Below are 20,099 nucleotides of genomic sequence, written 5' to 3'. Positions count from 1 at the left end.
TTTTTAAGGCCTGGCGTATGTAAGGAACTCGTTCATTTCATTAAATATTAGTCCATAAGTTATTTGTCTATATTTTCACTTAAGTTTTTTATTTATCTTAACTCATAAAATTCTTGTATTTAAAACGTGATGACTGCTTCAATGTCCTGAGTTATGTTATTAAAAATGAGTGGTGTATGACAACCGGCCCTGTAAAGACTAATCCCATTGCGATTGCGACACATGTACCTATAGCGCAACACATGTTCTCCAGCAAATCGCCGATTAAATATCAACGAATTGCGACTACTATTGCTTTATCATCAGGCATGGTGCTTGTCGGGACTTTAATAGGTGCTTTGGTTTTCTTCGCCTTACCTACATCTATAACTCTAGTCGCTCTTGTATCTATTGCTTTACTAGCTAGTGTTATTCTTCTCTCCATGGCTATGTATAATTTAGTTTCTCAATCTCGAAGAGTTTCTAATCATGCTCAACTTTGTGAAGAAAATACACGTCTACAGGCAGAAATAATTGAGCTAAGAGAAAAGCTTAGTTTTGAAGTGTAGTTTGCAGAAGAATAAGAATATTATAGCGAGTTGTCAATGAGGTTAGTGTGCGTGCCATAGGTGATTTAGCACAAGCTAATTGAGAAAAAATTTCTTTAGAATCTAAAGTTCTCGCACTCCAGGAATTAGCAGCGAGCTATCTAGAAGTGTCGAAAGAAGTACAAAAAATTCAAGAAGAGTTGGGATAGAAGACCTCAGAGGTTGCTTCGGTCTAGAAAAACATAAGTGATTTAGAGGAAAACGTACAAAGTTTACAGGCGCAATTAACACAATTGGAAAAACGAATTCAAGTATATCAAAGCAAAATGACGAGCTGGAAGCTTGTTTGCAACAATTACAAGATGAGAGGGAGTTAGTACAGTAGTAGAGTTGCAAGGTAAAGTCATAGATCTTGTAAAAGAGAAAAATCTTGAATTTTATGATGAGAGTATTGGGAACCTTATAAGTCAAAATGTAGATCTTGTTACTACGGTGCAATGTCTTGAATCAAAGAAGGACAAGGATCGATAGAAGATCTTGAAGATCGAGTTTCTTTGTTGGCTTATATGATAGATGGATTAACGGAGGAGGTGAGAAATCTCTACTGTGATCTGGATACCCAAGTTGCAGCCAAGCTGTCTCTAGAAAAGAGAGTTCAAGAGCTGGAATAGGAAAAGAAAAAAGTAGAATAGGACTTCCTTAAGATGCAAAATCAAATCAAGGTACTAGGGGCTTCTGTACCAAGTAAAGTTAATGTAACAACAATGCAGGAAACAGCACGTCTCTTAAGTAAGGTTGCAGCATTAAATGATCGGCTTGACGAGAAGCAACAAGGAGATTAAACTTTTTCAAAGTGAAAAATCTAATCTGATAGCTAGGATAGACAGGCTGCACGCACATCTAGATCAATTACAAGAACAATTGGCAATGAGTGCTTCTAGTAGTATAGGTGATACAGCTCTCTCTGAGGCAGACAGTAGCGAAGTATCGGCTACAGATGATTATGTAGGCGGTTCTAGAAATTAGAACAATTTTGAGGGATAATTATAGAAAAGACTATAAATCAGATCTATAGTCTATTTAAAATAGTGTAATCTTTGCCCCATTGGGTAAATAGAGTCGGGTTTTTATCCATTCTTTTGATTCATTTATGATCTCATTTATATCTCTAAGTCTATATTTATCTGTATATCTTGTATAGTGAGCTGGATTACTTCTTCATCAGTAATAAACTCTTTATTCTTCTAAGAAAAATTTAGAGAGTAAAATGCAGTCTCGATCCTGCTTACATCCTGGGTAATTGTATCGGGATCGGGATAACAGTTAACCAACATATACTGGATTTTTAAGTATAAGCAAAGCCTTGTGTTACCTACATACGAAACTTTTGTTTTTCTCAATAGAGATGTTTTTTCATTTTGTTCTAGAGCAGGTATGAATTTAAACAGGATTTCTGTTCGTGGATTCCAAGGCCATTTTCTGTGGATAACCTTGAGTATAATCATCATTGCTGCGCAAACTATTATTTGTGTAGCCTCTCATATTTAGGTGGGATTTCTTTACATCATTGTTCTGACTCTTACCTTAATCGCTTCTATTTTCATTATTTGTGTCGCTGTTTACAACCTTTTTCATCTTCATGCTACTATTATGCAGTATAGCCGCGAAGAGTAAGAGAGATTATGTCAGTATATACAGAATCTAGAAGCGGTCGAGACAGAGTTGAATAGACAACTATAAGAATAGAGTTAGATTATCTTAGAGAGGAAATGGTCTCTCAATTGAAGAAGAAAAAGAAGATCTAGAACAATAATGACTCGTTATCAAAGGTGAGGTGGTTAATCTTTCTCTAGAATTAGATTCTAGATTAGCAGATGCTATTTGTGGATAATGAAGAAGATGATGATAATGCAGATTGGTTTGAAGCTAATCACGTTATAGGATCCTTATGTCAGGAATCCGGGAATGGTTTATATGGTGATAGAAGATAGTAATGCTGATGATGAGGAAAGTATATCTTCTAAACATGAATTTTCTAGATAATTTTATAGTTATTACAAATCTTAAAAAAGCCACCTTGCTTGTATTTAGAACTTTTTTGTGTCATATCCAGTCAGTGTCCCATTTTCTTAATTCTAGAAATAATTAACTTGCTAATAAATACATTACATATATTCTCCTAACTTATTCTATTTAGGATTAGTTGTTTATCATACTATGTTTAGGCGAGAAACTTATGAAACTTCTCTATCGCTTAGAACTTGCTAATGCGCAGCCATTAGGTTCTAGTCGTTATCATATTAATAAACCGTACATTGTTCTTATTACTTCTATACTCGCAGTTATTGCAGGTTTAGCCGTTATAGCGTCTGTGATAGCGTTACTTGTGATATACCATGCTCAATCTTCTGCAATTTTTAACGGAATTCTTATTAGTATAGTTCTCGGAGTTATATTGATTCTCTGCATAGGAGGAAGGCACTCCTGTATTATTTTGCAGTTAGCTCGTCTTCATAGTCCCGAAGTTTCGGGGTCTGAAAGTGTCATTCAGAAGTTACAAACATATTCACAGGATTTACAGAATCGTTTATCAGAAGAAGACTGTCTTCTCCAAAATCAACGGAATCATGAGATTGAAGAGGCTTTGCAAATGCAGACTCTCTTAAAGAGCAAGCAAAATGAATTAAATAGCCTCACACATAGGTATGCTGCGATGGCTCAAGAGCACGCTGATTTAGAGAAGATGGTTTCTCGTTTACGTAAGGAATGAGTAGAGTTGAAGCATACTCTAGAGGGAAATCAAGTTGCTTCTCATATAGTTATAGAGAGACTCCAGGCTAGTAATGAATTGCTTAAGAAAGAATCTATAATTGCTCGTCAGTCTGAACAGGCGGAAAAACTTATATCTGGTAGTCTTAGGTTTTGCTTCTTTAAACAGAACTCCGAGCTCCAAGGACACTCTGCGTTAATTTTTCTGAAAGATCAGACAATTGAAGAATTAACAAACAAAGTTGCTGAATTAAGGGGAAGGATTTCTAGCCTACAGCTTTTTCTTACAGATAATCTAGAGTCCAGAGAACAAAACCGGGGATTTTTTCTAGAGTTGAGTCAAAAACTTATCACATTGAAAAGTAAGTTACAAGATCTCTTGTTATTGATTACTGATAACACAAAAAACGATCAAATAACAACTCCTACGGGAAATAGCTTAATAGAATTTGTTAACGCATTGGATGTCTATGCCTCTGGTATTCAAGAATTCATGAATAATGCCTTGTTCTAAGAATAGAAAAGAGTAAGACTTACCTATATTTTTTATTTGGAGTGTTTGAGATTATGCATAATGTATCTTTTCCTAAGCGTTTAGAGCAAACGTGTGTTGATACCTTGACCACATATTCTTGTGAAAAGCAGTTATTAGTTTATACTACTTTGATAGCTATAAATGTTGTTTTCATTCTTTCTAATGTCATTGCAGTAGCTGCTTTTGCTTCTCTACTGCCTTCTTTTGTTGTTGTACTTTCTGTAACTTCAGTAATTTTAGGGTTGGCTTTATTGGCGTTAGGAGTGAAGCACATTTTTGCTTATCCTAGGAAAATTAAAACTGTAGATTTTGGTAAACATAATGAGTATCGGTCCACGATACAGAAATTGCTTTTAGAAATACAAGGTCTTCAAAATAAAGTTCTTGATTATAAACGCGGTGCACTTGAGATGAAAAAGGAATACGATTCTCTTGTACAAACTTGTATAGAAGACAAGGCTGCCTACATTGACAGTGAAGAAACTTGGCGCTTTGAAAATGATGAACTAGAATCCTGTATCGACAAGCTTAATGAGCGTATAAATGATTTGCAACAAATAAACGAAGATTGTGAGAATCGACTTCAAGAAGAACAGCGAATGCATTTTGAAAGTATGGTAGCTTATGAAACAGAGCTTTATAATGTGGAAGTAAGGCTCCAAGAATCTAATAATATAATTGAACGGCAACGATTACGCATACAGGAAATGAACAGGAAATTAATACAATCAAAAACAAGATCTGAAACATAGCTTTAAGATGGCATAGATGTCCATTTCATTAAATCGTTGTAAATTTGCATGTTTTTCCATTACCTTGTTCCAATCTAATTAGGAAGAAAGGCAATATCTTGTTTTAGTCAAACACAAATCATTGAAAGTTTTAAAGACTAGTCCTGATATCCTTTTGGACATAGTTTCCCAAGTAATCATTTTCTGTATGAAAACGACTTTTTAATGAGTGTATAGTTTGTAAACATTCTTGAACCGTTACGACATTTGTTTCCATTGTTTCAAGAAGTGTCTGACACGCACGTTTTTGTTTTTCTCTAGATTTGGGATTAGCAAGGATATCAATAGCTGCTGCTACTTCTTCAGGAGTAAAGTCAGATTTACCTCCTATAAATTCTGGGAAGATAATGGATTTGGTAATGATATTGGGGAGGGAATATGCAGGCATAAAGATCTTGAAGATATACTTTGCTAAAAAGATATCAAAAGGTCGAAGAAGACAGGTGACAATTGTAGGTGTTTGATTTAAAGCTGCTTCCAAGACAATAGTTCCACATTTCGCTAAGGCACAATCGCAATCTCGCATAAGGTGATAACGGTACATCGCTGGGACAGTTTTACCACAACAACCTTCCTTTTCTAAGAGATCGAGGATGGTCTGATCGTGTTTCGGGTTGTAAGAAGATACCAGAAGTTGATGTGATTCTGCTAATGATGAGGCAAGAAATGCACGAATTTGTACTTGTAAATTTCTGAGAATATCCCGAGGTCGGCTACCCGGAAACAGGGCGACAATAGGTTGATCAGAAATAGCGAGTGTTTGTTTCCAGGATTTGCAATGTTGGAAATTCGATACCGTCTTTACTAAAGGATGTCCTAGATAGATTGTTTTTAAAGGGGAGTTTATGAAAAGCTCATTTTCAAAAGGAAGTACGAGCAAAAGGGTATCTAAGTACTTTTCTAGGATCTTTTTTCTTTTAGGTCGCCATGCCCAAATACTCGGACAGACATAGTGAACGATTTTTCCTGTATAACCGCATTTTCTTAGCTTTTTAATAAGGAAAAAATGGAAGTCTGGGAAATCTATGCAGAAGACTATCTCAGGATTTTCTTTAAGAATAGCTGTGTATAGCTTTCGGTATTTCTTAAGCAGAGTAAAGATAGAGGTGAGGATTTCTAAGAATCCTGACACCTGAAACTCTTCCATGTGGATTAGAGGTTCAAAACCTTCTTTGCGCATTAAAGGTCCTCCAACGCCAAAACAGCGCTTATCGGGGTGAAGAGCTTTGATATGGCGAAGAAGGTCGCTGCCTAAAGTGTCGCCACTAGCTTCTCCAGCAGATATGAAGTAGCTGGGGTTGTGAAATTCCGAAAGACGTGATTTCTTATATATAATACGTAAATTGGCTATGGAGGGAAACAATCCACAACCATAACTCAGAATATTTACGGGATCTCCTGTGCGTATAAAATAAAGAAAGGCCAGGAAACCTCCCACAAAACCTACCTGCCAGAATAGCTTCGGTAATGTCGATTGATTATTTATTTCTAAGTGGCACCACTGAATAAAGAATCTACACGAAAAAGTGAACAATCCTAAACAACCAATCATATGCCAATACATATTCGGTGGGGGTAGAGGAAGGTGAAAGATATTAGGAGAAGCCATCCACTGCATGTTAGGATGATAGTAAGCTTCTAAGGCAAAAGGTAATGCAGTGAGAAGCAGTGTTACAGCAAGAATGATCAAAGTTGTTTTTAAAGAGAGCTTACGGGAAGAGGAGATATTTAGGTTCCTAAAATAGATAACCAAATTTGCCCCGTGGAGAACTGCTATAGGAAATTGACTTTGAATAAAGCCGTGGGCAATCATCAAAATCGCCCCTATGGATGAAAAGATCCAAAAAGCCTTAGGGACACAAGCTCTTTTGTGTCTTTCACTTAGAAACCACTGGAGAGTAAACGCAAAACCAAAAAATAGATTAGCTATTAGTCCTATGGGATACAGCAGACGAACCAGATAAAGAGGAAACATGGCTAGTTTAAACTCAAGAAGGAAGTTCCTTTTTAAATTGTAATGCTTGGTAATGCCTTATCCAAGCAGCAAGTATTTTATCTAGCTTAGGATAAACTAAGCTACGTATTTCTAATAGGGAAAGAGCTTCAGAAAAACGTACGTGGTTTAAAAACTTCCGGTTAAAGAAGTGGATTTTTTTCGTGGGTACTATTGGGGTTAGCCGATATTGCATCTGCAAAATCAAAGCTGTTAAAATAAAATTTTTTTTAGAACAACTGGTAAATGAATCTGCAAAAAACTTTCCTAAAAAATTTTTAATGTAGTCAAAGACAGATGTGAGTGAAAGGCTCGGGTACTGGCGGTGCTTATAACGTACATTAAAGTTTACAATAGGAAATAAAAATATCGCCATGAGCTGATGACGGTCATAGTTATGTTTTTTGTTGACTATGTGCCTATCTAAGACATCCAAACAGGCAAAGGTTTGTTCTTCTAGAGTCTTATTGAGACGAAACGCTTTGTCCATATAAGGGAAAAGAATTTCTAAAATCTGATATTTTGCCGTTAATTTAAAAAATTGCGAGGAAACTCCCGAACCTAGCATTTTTATGAGTTCTTCAAACACACGCGCTTGGGAACTCTTAATTAACTCATAACGGCACTCTTGAAGAGCTTCTAATGTTTTGGGATCCACAGTGAAATGCGCTCTCGCGAGTATTTTTAATAAACGCAACATTCTTACGGGATCTTGTTTAAAACGAACAAAAGGATCGCCAATAGTCCTTAAGTACCGATTCTCTAAATCGCTCACACCCCCAGTATAATCTATGATAGTTTCTTCTGTAGGATCATAGAACAGACCGTTGATGGTAAAATCCCTTCTTAAAACATCTTCTTCAGCAGTTCCCCAAAGGTTATCTTTGGTAATGAGGCAGTCTTCATCAGCACTTCCCGAACGAAATGTAGATACTTCAATGATTTGATTTGAGAAACGAATATGCGCTAAGCGGAAGCGTTTCCCAACAAGTATACAATTCTTAAAAACGGCTTTGATTTCCTCAGGCTTCGCTGATGTAGAAATGTCAAAGTCTTTGGGAGTTGTGTTGAGTAGTAAGTCGCGGATACATCCGCCAACAATATAAGCTTTATGTCCAGCTTTTCGTAGGGTCTTTACTACGGAAAGTGCGTGTGGAGAAAAGTCTTTAAGTTTGATGTTGTGGTCGGCAGCTGAGTAGATAATTGGAGTGGGTGCAGATTTAGAAATTTTTCTAAACAATTCTAAGCCTCTACGCAAGAGAGTTTTGTTGTCACAGACCATTTATTATAGATATCGGGTGTTAAAAAGTCTTGGAAGAAAAAGGGTTTATATGAGCACTCTTTTTTCTAGGGGAATTTCACCATAACAAAAACATTGAAGTTTGCAAGAACAAAATGCCTAGCAGAAAGACACACATTTATACCTCATACAAGGATTTTTATGATTATTTATCTACGTTTCTTTATAGAATTTTCATTTTACTTTTCTGTGATTTCTAAACTACACCAATTTTCCGATAATTAGACCAGACGGTGTCTTAAGAAAATCAGTGTTTTCATCACGAACGAGGACAATTTTATAAAAATTCATAAAGAACAAGATCATAATTTTTAGAAAAATTTTACACATATCGACAATTCCACCTAGGATGAGAGCTTGTCAGGTTCAAAAATAACTGAACCACATGATTTTTCTAATAACAATTCTAATTTTTATGATAGAAAATTTAAAAAGTGTGAGGGAGAGATGAAAAGAACTTTAAATTCAATAATCGTAAACACTTGTTGTCTAAGAATATCCTAACAGTGTTTCTAGAGCATCTTGCCTGTTATAAACCGAAAGAGTGAATCACTCTTAATCTGTTGAGAACGAATCTTTAAGGGAATAAATGACTAAGGAAGTAAAGCAACTTTTTGGCACGGATGGGGTGCGTGGGAAAGCAAATTATGAACCTATGACTGTAGAGCTTTCGGTATTATTAGGAAAAGCTGTTGCAGGTGTTCTACAAGAAAGTAAATCCGGGAAACACCGTGTTGTCGTAGGTAAGGATACACGTTTATCGGGATATATGTTTGAGAATGCCCTGGTTGCGGGTTTGACTTCTATGGGGATAGAAACCTTAGTATTGGGGCCCATTCCCACTCCAGGAGTAGCGTTTATTACCCGTGCTTACCGTGCCGATGCTGGGATTATGATTTCCGCATCTCATAATCCTTATTGGGATAATGGGATCAAGATTTTCTCGTCTGAAGGATTTAAAATTAGTGATGTCATAGAACGACGTATTGAGCAAATGGTTGCTCTTAGAGAGTTTGGAAATCTCCCTGATGATTGTGCTGTAGGGAAGAACAAACGTGTCGTGGATGCTATGGGAAGGTACATAGAGTTTGCTAAAGCTACTTTCCCCAGAGGAAGAACACTAAAAGGGTTGAAGATAGTTTTAGATTGTGCCCACGGGGCAGCCTATAAAGTAGCGCCTTCTGTTTTTGAAGAACTTGATGCTGAAGTGATTTGTTATGGTTGTGAACCTACAGGAAGTAATATTAATGATGGCTGTGGGGCTCTTTTCCCTTCCGTGATTCAAAAAGCTGTGATTGAGCATAAGGCAGATGTAGGTATTGCCTTAGATGGTGACGGTGATCGCGTGATCATGGTGGATGAGAAAGGGCATATTGTTGATGGAGATATGATTTTAAGTATCTGCGCTAATGATCTAAAGAAAAAGGATCTCTTACGAGGTAATCGTGTTATAGCTACCGTTATGACCAATTTCGGTGTATTGAAATATCTTGAAAGTGTAGGAATAGAAGCATTAATTTCTCCCGTGGGCGATCGTCATGTCTTACAGAATATGTTAGAGTATGATGTCAACCTTGGTGGTGAGCAAAGTGGTCATATGATCTTTCTGGATTATAATACTACAGGAGATGGTATTGTTTCTGCTTTGCAGGTTTTGCGGATTATGATTGAAAGCGAATCTACGTTATCAGATTTAACATCCCTGATTGTAAAAAGTCCTCAAGCACTGATCAATGTTGCAGTGAAAGAAAAAATCCCCTTAGATACCTTGCCTTTAGTTCAAGAAGCACTTAGAGATGTTAGATCATCTTTAGGTGATTCTGGTCGCGTTTTATTAAGATATTCTGGAACGGAAAATATTTGTAGGGTTATGGTTGAGGGTTTAAAGAAGCATCAAGTAGACTCTCTCGCTAAGACTATAGCGGACATCGTTGATTCTGAGTTGGGAGTAGGCGTGGTAGAGTAAGGTAATGTATGTGCGGAATATTCGGATATCTAGGTTCTAAATTAGCTATTCCTGTAGTTTTAGATGGTTTGGCTAAGCTAGAGTACCGTGGATACGATTCCGCAGGATTAGCTTCTATTCATCTTGGACGCCTGTTTGTGCGAAAGACGCTAGGACGTGTCGATGAACTTAGACATTCTTTAGAACAAGAAAACATACAATCTTTATTAGCTATCGGCCATACGCGTTGGGCAACGCATGGCGTGCCTACAGTAAGTAATGCTCATCCCCACGTAGATGAGAATTCTACTTGTGCTGTTGTTCACAACGGGATTATTGAAAATTTTAAAGAATTAAAATCCTTCCTTCTTTCTGAGGGGATTTCTTTTTCTTCAGATACAGATTCTGAGGTGATCGCCCAGCTTTTTGCATTTCATTATCAAACTACAGCAGATTTAATCCACAGCTTCTCCTCGACCTTATCTCAACTGCAGGGGAGTTTTTCGTGTGGCCTGATTCATAAAGATCATCCTGATGTTTTACTTTGTGCATCTCAAGAGAGCCCTTTAATTATTGGATTGGGAGAGGGGGAAAATTTTATAGCTTCAGATAGTCGAGCCTTCTTGAAACACACGCAGAGTATTCAGGCTTTAGCTTCTGGAGAATTGGCGATTGTAGGTCTTGGTAATGAAGTCGAGACGTACAATTTTGCATTAAAGCGTATTTGTAAACAAGTTCGTCAGGTCACGTATACCGATTCCGGTTCGGATAAGCAAGGATATAGCTATTATATGCTTAAGGAAATCTATGAGCAGCCGGAGGTTTTGGAACGTCTTGTTCATAAATATATAGATCCTCAAGGATGTATTAGTGAGAAATTTTTACAAGGTTTTCCTTTAGAAGATTTTGATGAGATTTCTATAGTTGCTTGTGGTTCTTCTTATCATGCCGGGTTTTTGGCGAAGTACATTATAGAGTCTTTAGTCTCAATTCCTGTTCACGTTGAAGTGGCTTCAGAATTTCGGTATCGAAGAGCATATATTGGACAGAAGACATTAGCGATTTTAATTAGCCAATCTGGAGAAACAGCCGATACTTTAGCAGCTTTAAAAGAGTTTCGTCTTAGACAAGTGGCTTGTGTTCTAGGGATTTGTAATGTTCAAGAATCTGCGTTAGCTACAGGAGTGGATCATTGCTTATTCCTAGAAGCAGGTATTGAAATTGGTGTAGCTTCAACAAAAGCTTTTACTGCCCAATTACTTTTACTTATCTTATTAGGATTAAAATTAACAGTTTCTAAACATACGCTAAGTTTAGAAGAACATTGTGCTTGTGGAAAAGGGTTGCTGGAACTTCCAGAGTTATGCAATCGTTTATTGGCAAATGAAAATTTACATTCATGGGCACAGGCTTATTACCATGAGGATAGATTCATATTTTTAGGACGTCGCCTAATGTATCCTATCTGTATGGAAGCAGCCTTGAAGTTGAAAGAAATTGCATATGTTGAAGCAAACTGTTATCCTGCAGGTGAAATGAAGCATGGACCCATTGCTTTAATTAGCAAAGGATCTCTGGTGATTACCTTCTGTGGTGACTCTACTGTCTATGAGAAGATGGTTGGATGTATTATGGAAGTGAAAGCTCGGCAAGCACACGTGATAGCTGTGGCTTCGGAAGCACAAGAAGACATTGCTGCTGTTTCAGATTATCAAATATATGTTCCTAATAGCCATCCTTTAGTATCTCCTATTCTTTATACGATAGTGGGACAAATTATGGCCTACACCATGGCTTTGAAAAAAGGCAATGAGATAGATTGCCCTAGGAATCTAGCAAAATCTGTAACTGTTGAATAAAGTAAGAGCTTGGTGTTTTCATTCCAATTATCATTAATTCTAAAGTATAATACAAAATTCTAAAGGTTTTTCTATGTCTAGCAAGGTCTTGGGTGGTTCCCTTATTATTGCGGGGACAGCCATAGGTGCTGGTGTGTTAGCAGTTCCTGTATTAACAGCATATTCAGGATTTCTTCCTACAACTCTTCTTTATGTTCTTTCCTGGCTGTTTTCTATGGCGTCTGGACTTTGCCTTCTTGAAGTTATGACATGGTGTAAGGATAAGCAACAGGTCAACATGTTATCTATGGCACAATATACCCTAGGGGATATTGGGAAGATTTTGATGTGGCTTGTGTATCTATTCCTCTTCTACTCTCTCTTGATTGCTTACTTTTGTGAGGGAGGGAATATTTTATTTCGTATTTTTGGCTGTCAAGGATTGGATATTCCCTGGATACGTCATGGGGCTCCTTTGGCATTTGCAATTTTGATTTGTCCTACTTTAATGATGGGAACAAAAGTTATCGATTATTGTAACCGGTTTTTTGTTTTTGGATTAGCCGTTGCTTTTGCAGTATTTTGCATTTTAGGTGTTTTAGCATTGCAACCCGGACTACTTTTACGTGGTTCCTGGGTGCGCTCCTTAGATGGATTATCCATCCTTTTCCTGTCCTTTGGTTTCCAAAGTGTAGTCCCTTCGCTGTACTACTACATGGATAGAAAAGTTAAAGATGTAAAAAAAGCAATCGTTATCGGGAGTTTGATCCCCTTAACCTTATATGTAATTTGGGAAGGACTGGTTTTAGGAGTTATCCCATTAGATTTTCTTATAAAAGCTCAGGAAAATGGATTCACAGCTGTAGAAGCTATGAAAAATTCATTACAGTGTTCTATGTTTTATGTTGCAGGGGAATTCTTTGGTTTCTTTGCTTTGGTTTCTTCATTTTTAGGTGTAGCTTTAGGAGTTATGGATTTCCTAGTTGACGCTTTTCAATGGAGCAAGAAAAAACATGGTTTCTCTATTTTCTTTTTAACTTTTATTGTCCCTCTAGCATGGTCGATGTGCTACCCTGAGATTGTTCTCAAATGTCTCAATTATGCCGGAGGTATAGGCGCGGCTTTAATTATAGGAGTATTTCCTGTACTTATGGTCTGGAAGGGGCGCTATGGGAAAAGACACTACCAAGGAAAGCATTTAGTCCCAGGAGGGAAGTTTATTTTATTATTAATGCTCTTGGTAATAGTAATTAATTTAGCTAGTCTTTATTATAAATTTTAAATAAATAATAGCAAGTCTGTTAATTTTAAATTATATGTGAGTATAGGAGGTTAAATGGGACTATACGATCGCGATTATGCACAGGAATCTCGTTTGCCGGGAACGTTTACATCCAGAGTATATGGTTGGATGACTGCGGGTCTTGCTGTCACGACTTTTGTATCATTAGGATTATACTTTTCTGGAATGTATAGAAGTTTATTTTCGTTCTGGTGGGTTTGGTGCATCGCTACTCTTGGAGTATCGTTCTACATCAACGCGAAGATTCATAAGCTTTCTGTTCCTGCAGTTATAGGACTTTTCTTAGCATATTCCGCTTTGGAAGGTTTGTTTTTTGGAACTTTAGTTCCTGTATATGCCGCACAATATGGTGGAGGTATTGTTTGGGCTGCTTTTGGATCCGCCGGTTTGATTTTCGGTTTGTCGGCAGCTTATGGAGCTTTTACTAAAAGTGATCTCACACAGATGAGTAGCATTTTGATGTTTGCTCTGATTGGTTTGATGTTGGTTTCCGTTATATTCGGGGTGGCTTCTTTATTTGTTTATATGCCGCTGTTCTACCTATTAATTTGCTATTTAGGATTAGCCATTTTTGTAGGATTAACTGTCGTAGACGCGCAAGCTATCCGTAGAGCAGCTCAAAATGTAGGCAATGATGGCGATTTAAGCTATAAGCTATCTTTAATCATGGCATTAAAGATGTATTGCAATGTGATTATGATATTTTGGTACCTTCTGCAAATTTTCTCTTCCTCAAAAAGAAACTAAAATATCTTTTAAGGGAAAAGCTTTGCTAAGAACCTATCTATATGAAACTCTTCAAGGTCCCCTATAAGTTCGCCGTAGCCGACGAATTTTGTAGGGATCTTTAATTGTTTTGCCACACGAAATAATGTCCCGCCTTTAGCAGAACCATCAACTTTGGTTAGGATGAGTCCCGATAGAGGAATGGCGTCATGGAAAACTCGTACCTGCTCAATAACATTTCCTCCCAAAGTCGCATCTATAGTCATGAGTCGTTCGTGCGGAGACCCTGGGTGTATTTTATTACATACTGAAACAATTTTTGATAATTCATTGAGTAAGTTGGTATGCGTGTGCAAACGACCTGAAGTATCAATAAGTACACGGTCGTAACCTCGAGACATAGCAGAAGCAATGCCGTCATAAGCAATAGCAGCAGGATCGCCGCCAGGCTTCCCTGATACGAATCCACAACCTAATTTGTCTGCCCAACAACGCATCTGATCCATGCCAGCACTACGGAAAGTATCCGTGGCAACAATCATAACTTTCTCTGATCGAGACATGTGGTAGTGGGCAAGTTTAGCCACAGTTGTGGTTTTCCCCGAACCATTTGTTCCCAATATCAAAGAAACCATAGGAGCTTGTCCTTGACAAGGTTCTACATGAGGTAAGTTGTCTAGAGTTTCACGAAGTAATGAGGAAACTAGATCTTTAACAGTAGACGCATCTGGTTTACGACATTTGCGCAAACGAGAACACAACTCTTCAGTAAGATCTGATCCAAAATCTGCTTCATAAAACAAACTTTCCGTAAATTCTAAAAGATCGGGGGAGAGAGTTTTTTTAAATAGAGACTGAATCTTGCTACTAAAGAACTTGGACACGGATTAGAGCAAAGTTAGTTGAAGTAAAAGGAATGATACAAGATAAGGAGGAAAATTCAAAGGGTTATTTATGCACCTTCATGAATACCAAGCTAAAGACCTCTTAGCCTCTTATAATATAGCTATTCCTCCTTATCGTGTAGCCTCGTCTGTTGAAGAAGGTAGACATACGCTCAATGAGTTAGGAATCAGCGCAGGTGTGGTTAAAGTACAAGTACATGCTGGAGGTAGGGGGAAAAACGGTGGTGTCATTGTTGCGAAATCTCCTGATGAGATTCTTGCAGCTGTGGATAAATTGTTACGCATGCGTTTTACCAGTAATCAAACTTCTGGAGAAGCTTTACCTGTAGAGAAAGTTCTGATCACACCCTTAGTGAATATTGCTACTGAGTATTACCTAGCAGTAATCATGGATAGGAAAAATCGCTGCCCAGCGATTATGTTATCGAGAGCCGGAGGTGTTGATATTGAAGAGGTAGCTCAAAAATATCCTGACCAATTGCTTACTATACCCCTGACTCCTTTTGCTCGTATATATAATTATCAACTTAGACAGTTGATTAAATTTATGGGTTGGGAAGGCGATACAGGGAAACAAGGCGTACAGCTGATTAAAAGTCTTGTTCAATGTTTCTATGATAATGACGCTTCTTTACTGGAAATTAATCCTTTAGTGCTTACTCAAGAAGGAGATCTTCTTGTACTAGATGCTAAGGTCACTATTGATGATAACGCCTTATACCGTCATCCAAAACTTGAAGTATTGTACGACCCTTCTCAAGAAAATGTTCGTGATGTACTTGCTAAGCAGATAGGACTTTCCTACATTGCTCTAGATGGCAATATTGGGTGCTTAGTTAATGGTGCCGGATTAGCTATGAGCACATTAGACATTCTTAAGATTCATGGAGGATCTGCAGCAAATTTCCTTGATGTAGGCGGGAGCGCTACGGAACAACAAATTCAGGAAGCCGTATCTTTAGTGCTATCAGACGAAAATGTAGAGGTTCTTTTTATCAATATTTTCGGTGGCATTATGGATTGTTCTGCAGTTGCCTCGGGACTTGTTGCTGTGATGCAAACTAGGGAAAATCTCATTCCTACAGTAGTGCGTTTAGAAGGAACAAATGTAGAACTTGGCAAAGAAATTGTACAGCGTTCAGGAATCCCCTGTAAATTTACCGATTCCTTAAATACGGGCGCACAGCTTGCTGTAGCATTAAGTAAATAAGGTTAAGGAGCTCTATGTTTTGCTCATTAAGTAAAAACACCCCGATTATCACTCAAGGAATCACAGGAAAAGCCGGCTCGTTTCATACAGAGCAATGCCTTGCATATGGATCAAATTTCGTAGGAGGAGTCACTCCTGGGAAAGGAGGGACAAAACATCTAAATCGTCCTGTATATGATTCTGTATTAGAAGCAAAACAAGCAACGAATTGTCGCGCAACAATGATATTTGTCCCTCCTGCTTATGCTGCAGAAGCGATAATTGAAGCTGAGGATGCAGGAATCGAGCTGATTGTTTGCATTACAGAAGGTATCCCTGTCAAAGATATGCTCGAAGTGAGCCATGTGATGCAATATAGCTCTTCCCGATTGATAGGTCCTAATTGCCCAGGAATTATAAAGCCCGGTGTATGTAAAATTGGTATCATGCCAGGATATATCCACCTTCCCGGGAGTGTAGGTGTCGTTTCAAGATCAGGAACATTAACTTATGAAGCTGTTTGGCAACTCACTCAACGGAGTATAGGACAAAGCTTATGCATAGGTATAGGTGGAGACCCTTTAAACGGGACTTCGTTTATTGATGTTCTAGAAGAATTTCAAAATGATCCTCAAACAGAACTCATATTGATGATTGGAGAAATAGGAGGTAGCGCTGAAGAAGAAGCTGCCGAATGGATCCAAGCTTACTGTACCAAACCTGTTATCGCGTTTATTGCTGGGGAAACCGCTCCTAAAGGAAAGCGTATGGGTCACGCTGGAGCTATTATTTCTGGAAATTCTGGAGATGCTAAAAGTAAGAAAGAAGCTTTGAGAAGAGCCGGAGTTTGTGTTGTTGAATCTCCAGCTTTAATTGGAGAAACTGTAGAAACCTTATTACGCTCTCTATAATTTACAAGCACTTCAGCTATAATTATTTAATAATCAACCTATTTCTATAGTTGGCAAGAATATAGAAGTTTGTAAGTCGAGAATATGACTCTGTATTTCTTCTTGCTTTCAAATTCTTTATAAGAAGATATAAACTCTTTCAGAAAGTTCTTAAGATAAAAATTCTTTGTAGTAATATCTTGCTACAATATAATCCGCTTTTCGTGATTATATCCGAAGCGGCATGTGAATCACTGTCCTTTACAATGTCTATTTAAAAAGTATTAGAATTCATAAGCTTTCACAAACATGAGCACGAGATCTAGACAGAATCTAGAGCCTATAGGGAAAAAGGTATGACGAAGAAGCCAATACATGTATTATTAGCCACAGCAATGTTTTTAAGTATTTCTACGCTTTCTCCTTTAGGATTTGCTGCTGTGAAAAAAGATTCGCGGATAGCAGAAGTCCCTCAAGAAGTGCTGCTGAAGGAGATTTCTGGAGGTTTTTCTAAGGTCGCTGAACAAGCAACACCTGGTGTTGTGTATATCGAAAGCTTTCCTAAGTGTAACCGTCCTGTGCATCCTGTTCCTGGGCGTAGGGGACCTTACGATAATCCTTTTGATTATTTCAATGATGAATTCTTCAATCGTTTCTTCGGTTTGCCCACACAAAAAGAGCGTCCGATGTCGAAAGAGGCTGTTCGTGGTACAGGATTTATAGTTTCTCCAGATGGGTATGTCGTCACTAACAATCACGTAGTTGAAGATGCCGGAAAGATTCATGTTACCCTGCATGACGGTCAGAAATATCCTGCTAAGGTTATCGGTTTAGATCCTAAAACTGATTTAGCAGTGATTAAAATCAATGCGAACAAGCTTCCACATCTTACCTTTGGAAATTCTGATAATTTGAAAGTGGGGGATTGGGCAATAGCGATTGGGAATCCTTTCGGCTTACAAGCTACAGTTACCGTAGGAGTGATTAGTGCTAAAGGAAGGAATCAGCTGCATATAGCCGATTTCGAAGATTTTATTCAGACAGATGCAGCTATTAATCCCGGAAATTCTGGAGGTCCTCTTCTTAATATCGATGGGAAGGTAATTGGAGTGAATACGGCTATTGTTAGCGGTAGTGGAGGTTACATCGGTATTGGTTTCGCTATCCCTAGTTTAATGGCTAAGAAGATCATCGATCAATTGATTAGCGACGGTCAGGTAATTCGTGGGTTCCTGGGAGTTACTCTACAACCTATAGATGCTGAATTGGCGGCTTGCTATAAACTAGATAAAGTTTATGGAGCTTTGATTACAGATGTCGTTAAAGGGTCACCAGCAGATAAGGCAGGATTAAAGCAAGAAGATGTAATCATTGCTTACAATGGTAGAGAAGTAGAATCTCTTAGTGCATTCCGCAATGCCATTTCCCTGATGAATCCTGATACAAGAGTATTACTAAAAGTAGTTCGTGAAGGACAGGTTTTGGAAATTCCTGTTATAGTTTCTCAAGCTCCTCAGGACGACGGTGTCTCTGCTTTAAATCGCGTGGGTATCCGAGTGCAAAATCTCAACCCAGAAACTGCTAAGAAATTGGGAATGACTCCTGATAGTAAAGGTGTGCTGATTATTTCTGTCGAAGCAGGTTCTGTCGCTAGTTCTTCAGGTATAGCTCCGGGACAGCTTATCCTCGCCGTCAATAGACAAAAAGTTTCTTCAGTAGAAGAACTGAATACTGTTTTAAAGGATGGAAATAATGAAAGCATCCTCCTAATGGTTTCACAAGGAGAGGTAATTCGCTTCGTAGTATTAAAACCAGAAGACTAGGCCTAAGTTTTTCCATTACACAATTTTAATGAAAGCACTCTCTTAGAGAGTGCTTTTTTGTGCTTTTGCTAATTTATCTAAAAGAAGACAAATAGAAAGGAAACCGTTGCGCATTTGCTCTAGGGAGAAGTTTTCTTCTGCAGCATGAATGGCATCACTTACATAAGATGTGCCGCAAATAATCGGTTCTGTTTTTGAGATGGCACCTAATAATGAAGCTATAGGAATAGTAGCTTCCATAAATACTCTCAGACACGGCTGGTGATACAGTTGGGAGTAAATCTCTTGTAAAGCTAAAACAATGGGTAAATTGGGAGAACTTCTCCATCCCGGAGAACCCTCAAAGATCTCATAAGAGAATTTCAATGTAGGGGGAACGAGTTTTTCTAAATGCTGGATAACTTGCTTTACTGTTTTCTGAGGATCCTGTTTAGGAACTAACCTGCAAGAAAGATAAGCAGTCGCTTTATAAGGAATGACTGTTTTAAATCCCGGTCCTGTATAACCTCCAGAGATACCATTGATATCTAAAGTAGGATAAATACTCAAAGCTTCTTCTACAGTTGTTGCTGGAGAATATAGAGTAGGACGAAATCCTAAACTTTTTTCCCCATCTTTTAAAAGATTGCTTTTCGGATTGTCACTGCGCTCACTCTCTTCAGGAAGAACAACGTCATCATAAAAACCTTCTACAGCGATAGAATTATCCTTGTGGTGTAGTGATGCCAGCATTTCTGCTAAAGCCCTATTTACGTTATAGGCAATACCACCAAAAATGCCTGAGTGCATATCTTTCTGGCCTTCTTCTAAGGTGATTTTCATAATTGCTAAACCTCGAGCGCCTATACTAACAGCAGGAGCTTTTGCAGAAGAAAAACCCCCGTCAACAATTAGGAAATAATCAGCTTGTAATTGCTCTTTCTTCTCTTCAAGAAAAGCCTTTAATGCAGGGCTGTCGCTTTCTTCTTCTCCCTCAATGATCCAGGTAATGTTTGCCGGGAACCCTTTTCTGGATTGATAATAGTGTTCAAGAGCCTTCCAGGTATAGAAACACTGCCCTTTATTATCGGAAGCTCCTCGAGCAATCAGATGTTCTCCTTTTTTTCTCATTGTAAAAGGATCGGCTAACCATCCATCTGCCATATCCGCGGGTTGTACATCGTAATGATTGTAGAGAAGTAGGGTGGGGGCTGTTGAACCTGCTTCACGGTAAGTAGCATAAATTATAGGAGGGTGGCCCGGTTTTTCCCATAATTCTATTGAGAATACATCTTTAAGATTGTCAACTAAGAAAGCAGCGCAGCTTTCACAGTTGGATAGACAACTAGGATCTGCAGATATAGAACGAAAGTGAAGAAAATCTGAAAATTCCTTGAGTAATTTTTGATAATGACTTTCAAAATAATTGAGATCATTGTTCATAACTTCCCCCAGGAGTTATTGAAAATAATACCCAAGGTAACTTAACTTGGTTTTGCTGAAAAGCAAGAACATTATAGTGTAATTAACTCTATAAAATTAAAAAAAGATGGAGAACACCTGATGTGTCACATTAGGGATTTGGA

Annotated in this window: 14 protein-coding genes and 1 pseudogene; 11 read left to right on the top strand and 4 right to left on the bottom strand. The window is 38.0% G+C overall.

Annotation, left to right across the window (positions count from 1 at the left end; genetic code table 11):
• The first annotated feature begins 176 nt into the window (after nucleotides 1-176).
• The 4 genes and pseudogenes from FI836_RS05305 to FI836_RS01555 all read left to right on the top strand — a co-directional run bounded on the left by FI836_RS05305 (nucleotide 177) and on the right by FI836_RS01555 (nucleotide 4,583).
• Entirely contained in the window at nucleotides 177-548 is a 372-nt protein-coding gene (locus FI836_RS05305; protein WP_234885810.1) for a hypothetical protein, read from the top strand.
• 786 nt (nucleotides 549-1,334) lie between these two features.
• Nucleotides 1,335-1,553, top strand: coding sequence for a hypothetical protein (locus FI836_RS01570; protein WP_014943979.1), 219 nt, complete (start codon nucleotides 1,335-1,337; stop codon nucleotides 1,551-1,553).
• Nucleotides 1,554-2,763: 1,210 nt separating this feature from the next.
• Nucleotides 2,764-3,810, top strand: a pseudogene (locus tag FI836_RS05395) (IncA family protein).
• A 53-nt stretch (nucleotides 3,811-3,863) separates the two neighbouring features.
• Nucleotides 3,864-4,583 carry a membrane protein gene (locus tag FI836_RS01555; protein WP_014943973.1) on the top strand — a complete coding sequence of 240 codons (720 nt, stop codon included), beginning with the start codon at nucleotides 3,864-3,866 and terminating at the stop codon, nucleotides 4,581-4,583.
• Between the two features lie 130 nt (nucleotides 4,584-4,713).
• Here the strand turns inward: FI836_RS01555 and lpxB are convergent, their stop codons facing one another.
• Together lpxB and pcnB are read right to left on the bottom strand one after the other, a co-directional pair.
• Complete coding sequence (lpxB, locus tag FI836_RS01550) at nucleotides 4,714-6,597, bottom strand: lipid-A-disaccharide synthase (RefSeq protein ID WP_014943972.1); 1,884 nt, start codon at nucleotides 6,595-6,597, stop codon at nucleotides 4,714-4,716.
• Between the two features lie 13 nt (nucleotides 6,598-6,610).
• Nucleotides 6,611-7,897 (bottom strand): polynucleotide adenylyltransferase PcnB, encoded by a 1,287-nt coding sequence (pcnB, locus tag FI836_RS01545; RefSeq protein WP_014943971.1) that lies wholly within the window; start codon nucleotides 7,895-7,897, stop codon nucleotides 6,611-6,613.
• Nucleotides 7,898-8,504: 607 nt separating this feature from the next.
• Here pcnB and glmM point away from each other — a divergent pair.
• The 4 genes from glmM (at nucleotide 8,505) to FI836_RS01525 (ending at nucleotide 13,748) form a co-directional block, all read left to right on the top strand.
• Nucleotides 8,505-9,881, top strand: coding sequence for a phosphoglucosamine mutase (glmM, locus tag FI836_RS01540; protein ID WP_006343452.1), 1,377 nt, complete (start codon nucleotides 8,505-8,507; stop codon nucleotides 9,879-9,881).
• A gap of 8 nt (nucleotides 9,882-9,889) precedes the next feature.
• Complete coding sequence (gene glmS, locus FI836_RS01535; RefSeq protein ID WP_014943970.1) at nucleotides 9,890-11,719, top strand: glutamine--fructose-6-phosphate transaminase (isomerizing); 1,830 nt, start codon at nucleotides 9,890-9,892, stop codon at nucleotides 11,717-11,719.
• A gap of 73 nt (nucleotides 11,720-11,792) precedes the next feature.
• A complete protein-coding gene (locus FI836_RS01530; RefSeq protein ID WP_006343450.1) occupies nucleotides 11,793-12,980 on the top strand; it encodes an aromatic amino acid transport family protein in 1,188 nt (395 codons plus the stop codon).
• Nucleotides 12,981-13,034: 54 nt separating this feature from the next.
• Entirely contained in the window at nucleotides 13,035-13,748 is a 714-nt protein-coding gene (locus FI836_RS01525) for a Bax inhibitor-1/YccA family protein (protein ID WP_139934562.1), read from the top strand.
• An 8-nt stretch (nucleotides 13,749-13,756) separates the two neighbouring features.
• Here the strand turns inward: FI836_RS01525 and ftsY are convergent, their stop codons facing one another.
• A complete protein-coding gene (gene ftsY, locus FI836_RS01520; protein ID WP_014943969.1) occupies nucleotides 13,757-14,611 on the bottom strand; it encodes a signal recognition particle-docking protein FtsY in 855 nt (284 codons plus the stop codon).
• Nucleotides 14,612-14,681: 70 nt separating this feature from the next.
• Between ftsY and sucC the strand changes: the two genes are divergently transcribed.
• The 3 genes from sucC (at nucleotide 14,682) to htrA (ending at nucleotide 18,534) form a co-directional block, all read left to right on the top strand.
• Entirely contained in the window at nucleotides 14,682-15,842 is a 1,161-nt protein-coding gene (gene sucC, locus FI836_RS01515) for an ADP-forming succinate--CoA ligase subunit beta (protein WP_014943968.1), read from the top strand.
• 14 nt (nucleotides 15,843-15,856) lie between these two features.
• Entirely contained in the window at nucleotides 15,857-16,732 is an 876-nt protein-coding gene (gene sucD / locus FI836_RS01510; protein WP_006343446.1) for a succinate--CoA ligase subunit alpha, read from the top strand.
• Between the two features lie 335 nt (nucleotides 16,733-17,067).
• Nucleotides 17,068-18,534: a serine protease HtrA gene (gene htrA, locus FI836_RS01505; protein ID WP_006343445.1), complete on the top strand. Its 1,467-nt coding sequence runs from the start codon at nucleotides 17,068-17,070 to the stop codon at nucleotides 18,532-18,534.
• A gap of 42 nt (nucleotides 18,535-18,576) precedes the next feature.
• Here the strand turns inward: htrA and FI836_RS01500 are convergent, their stop codons facing one another.
• Complete coding sequence (locus FI836_RS01500) at nucleotides 18,577-19,956, bottom strand: M20/M25/M40 family metallo-hydrolase (protein WP_139934561.1); 1,380 nt, start codon at nucleotides 19,954-19,956, stop codon at nucleotides 18,577-18,579.
• Nucleotides 19,957-20,099 lie beyond the last annotated feature (143 nt).

Origin of the sequence: Chlamydophila parapsittaci (assembly GCF_006385615.1) — a bacterium.
Classification (GTDB): Bacteria; Chlamydiota; Chlamydiia; order Chlamydiales; family Chlamydiaceae; genus Chlamydia; species Chlamydia psittaci.
This window is presented reverse-complemented; position numbering and strand designations above follow the sequence as displayed.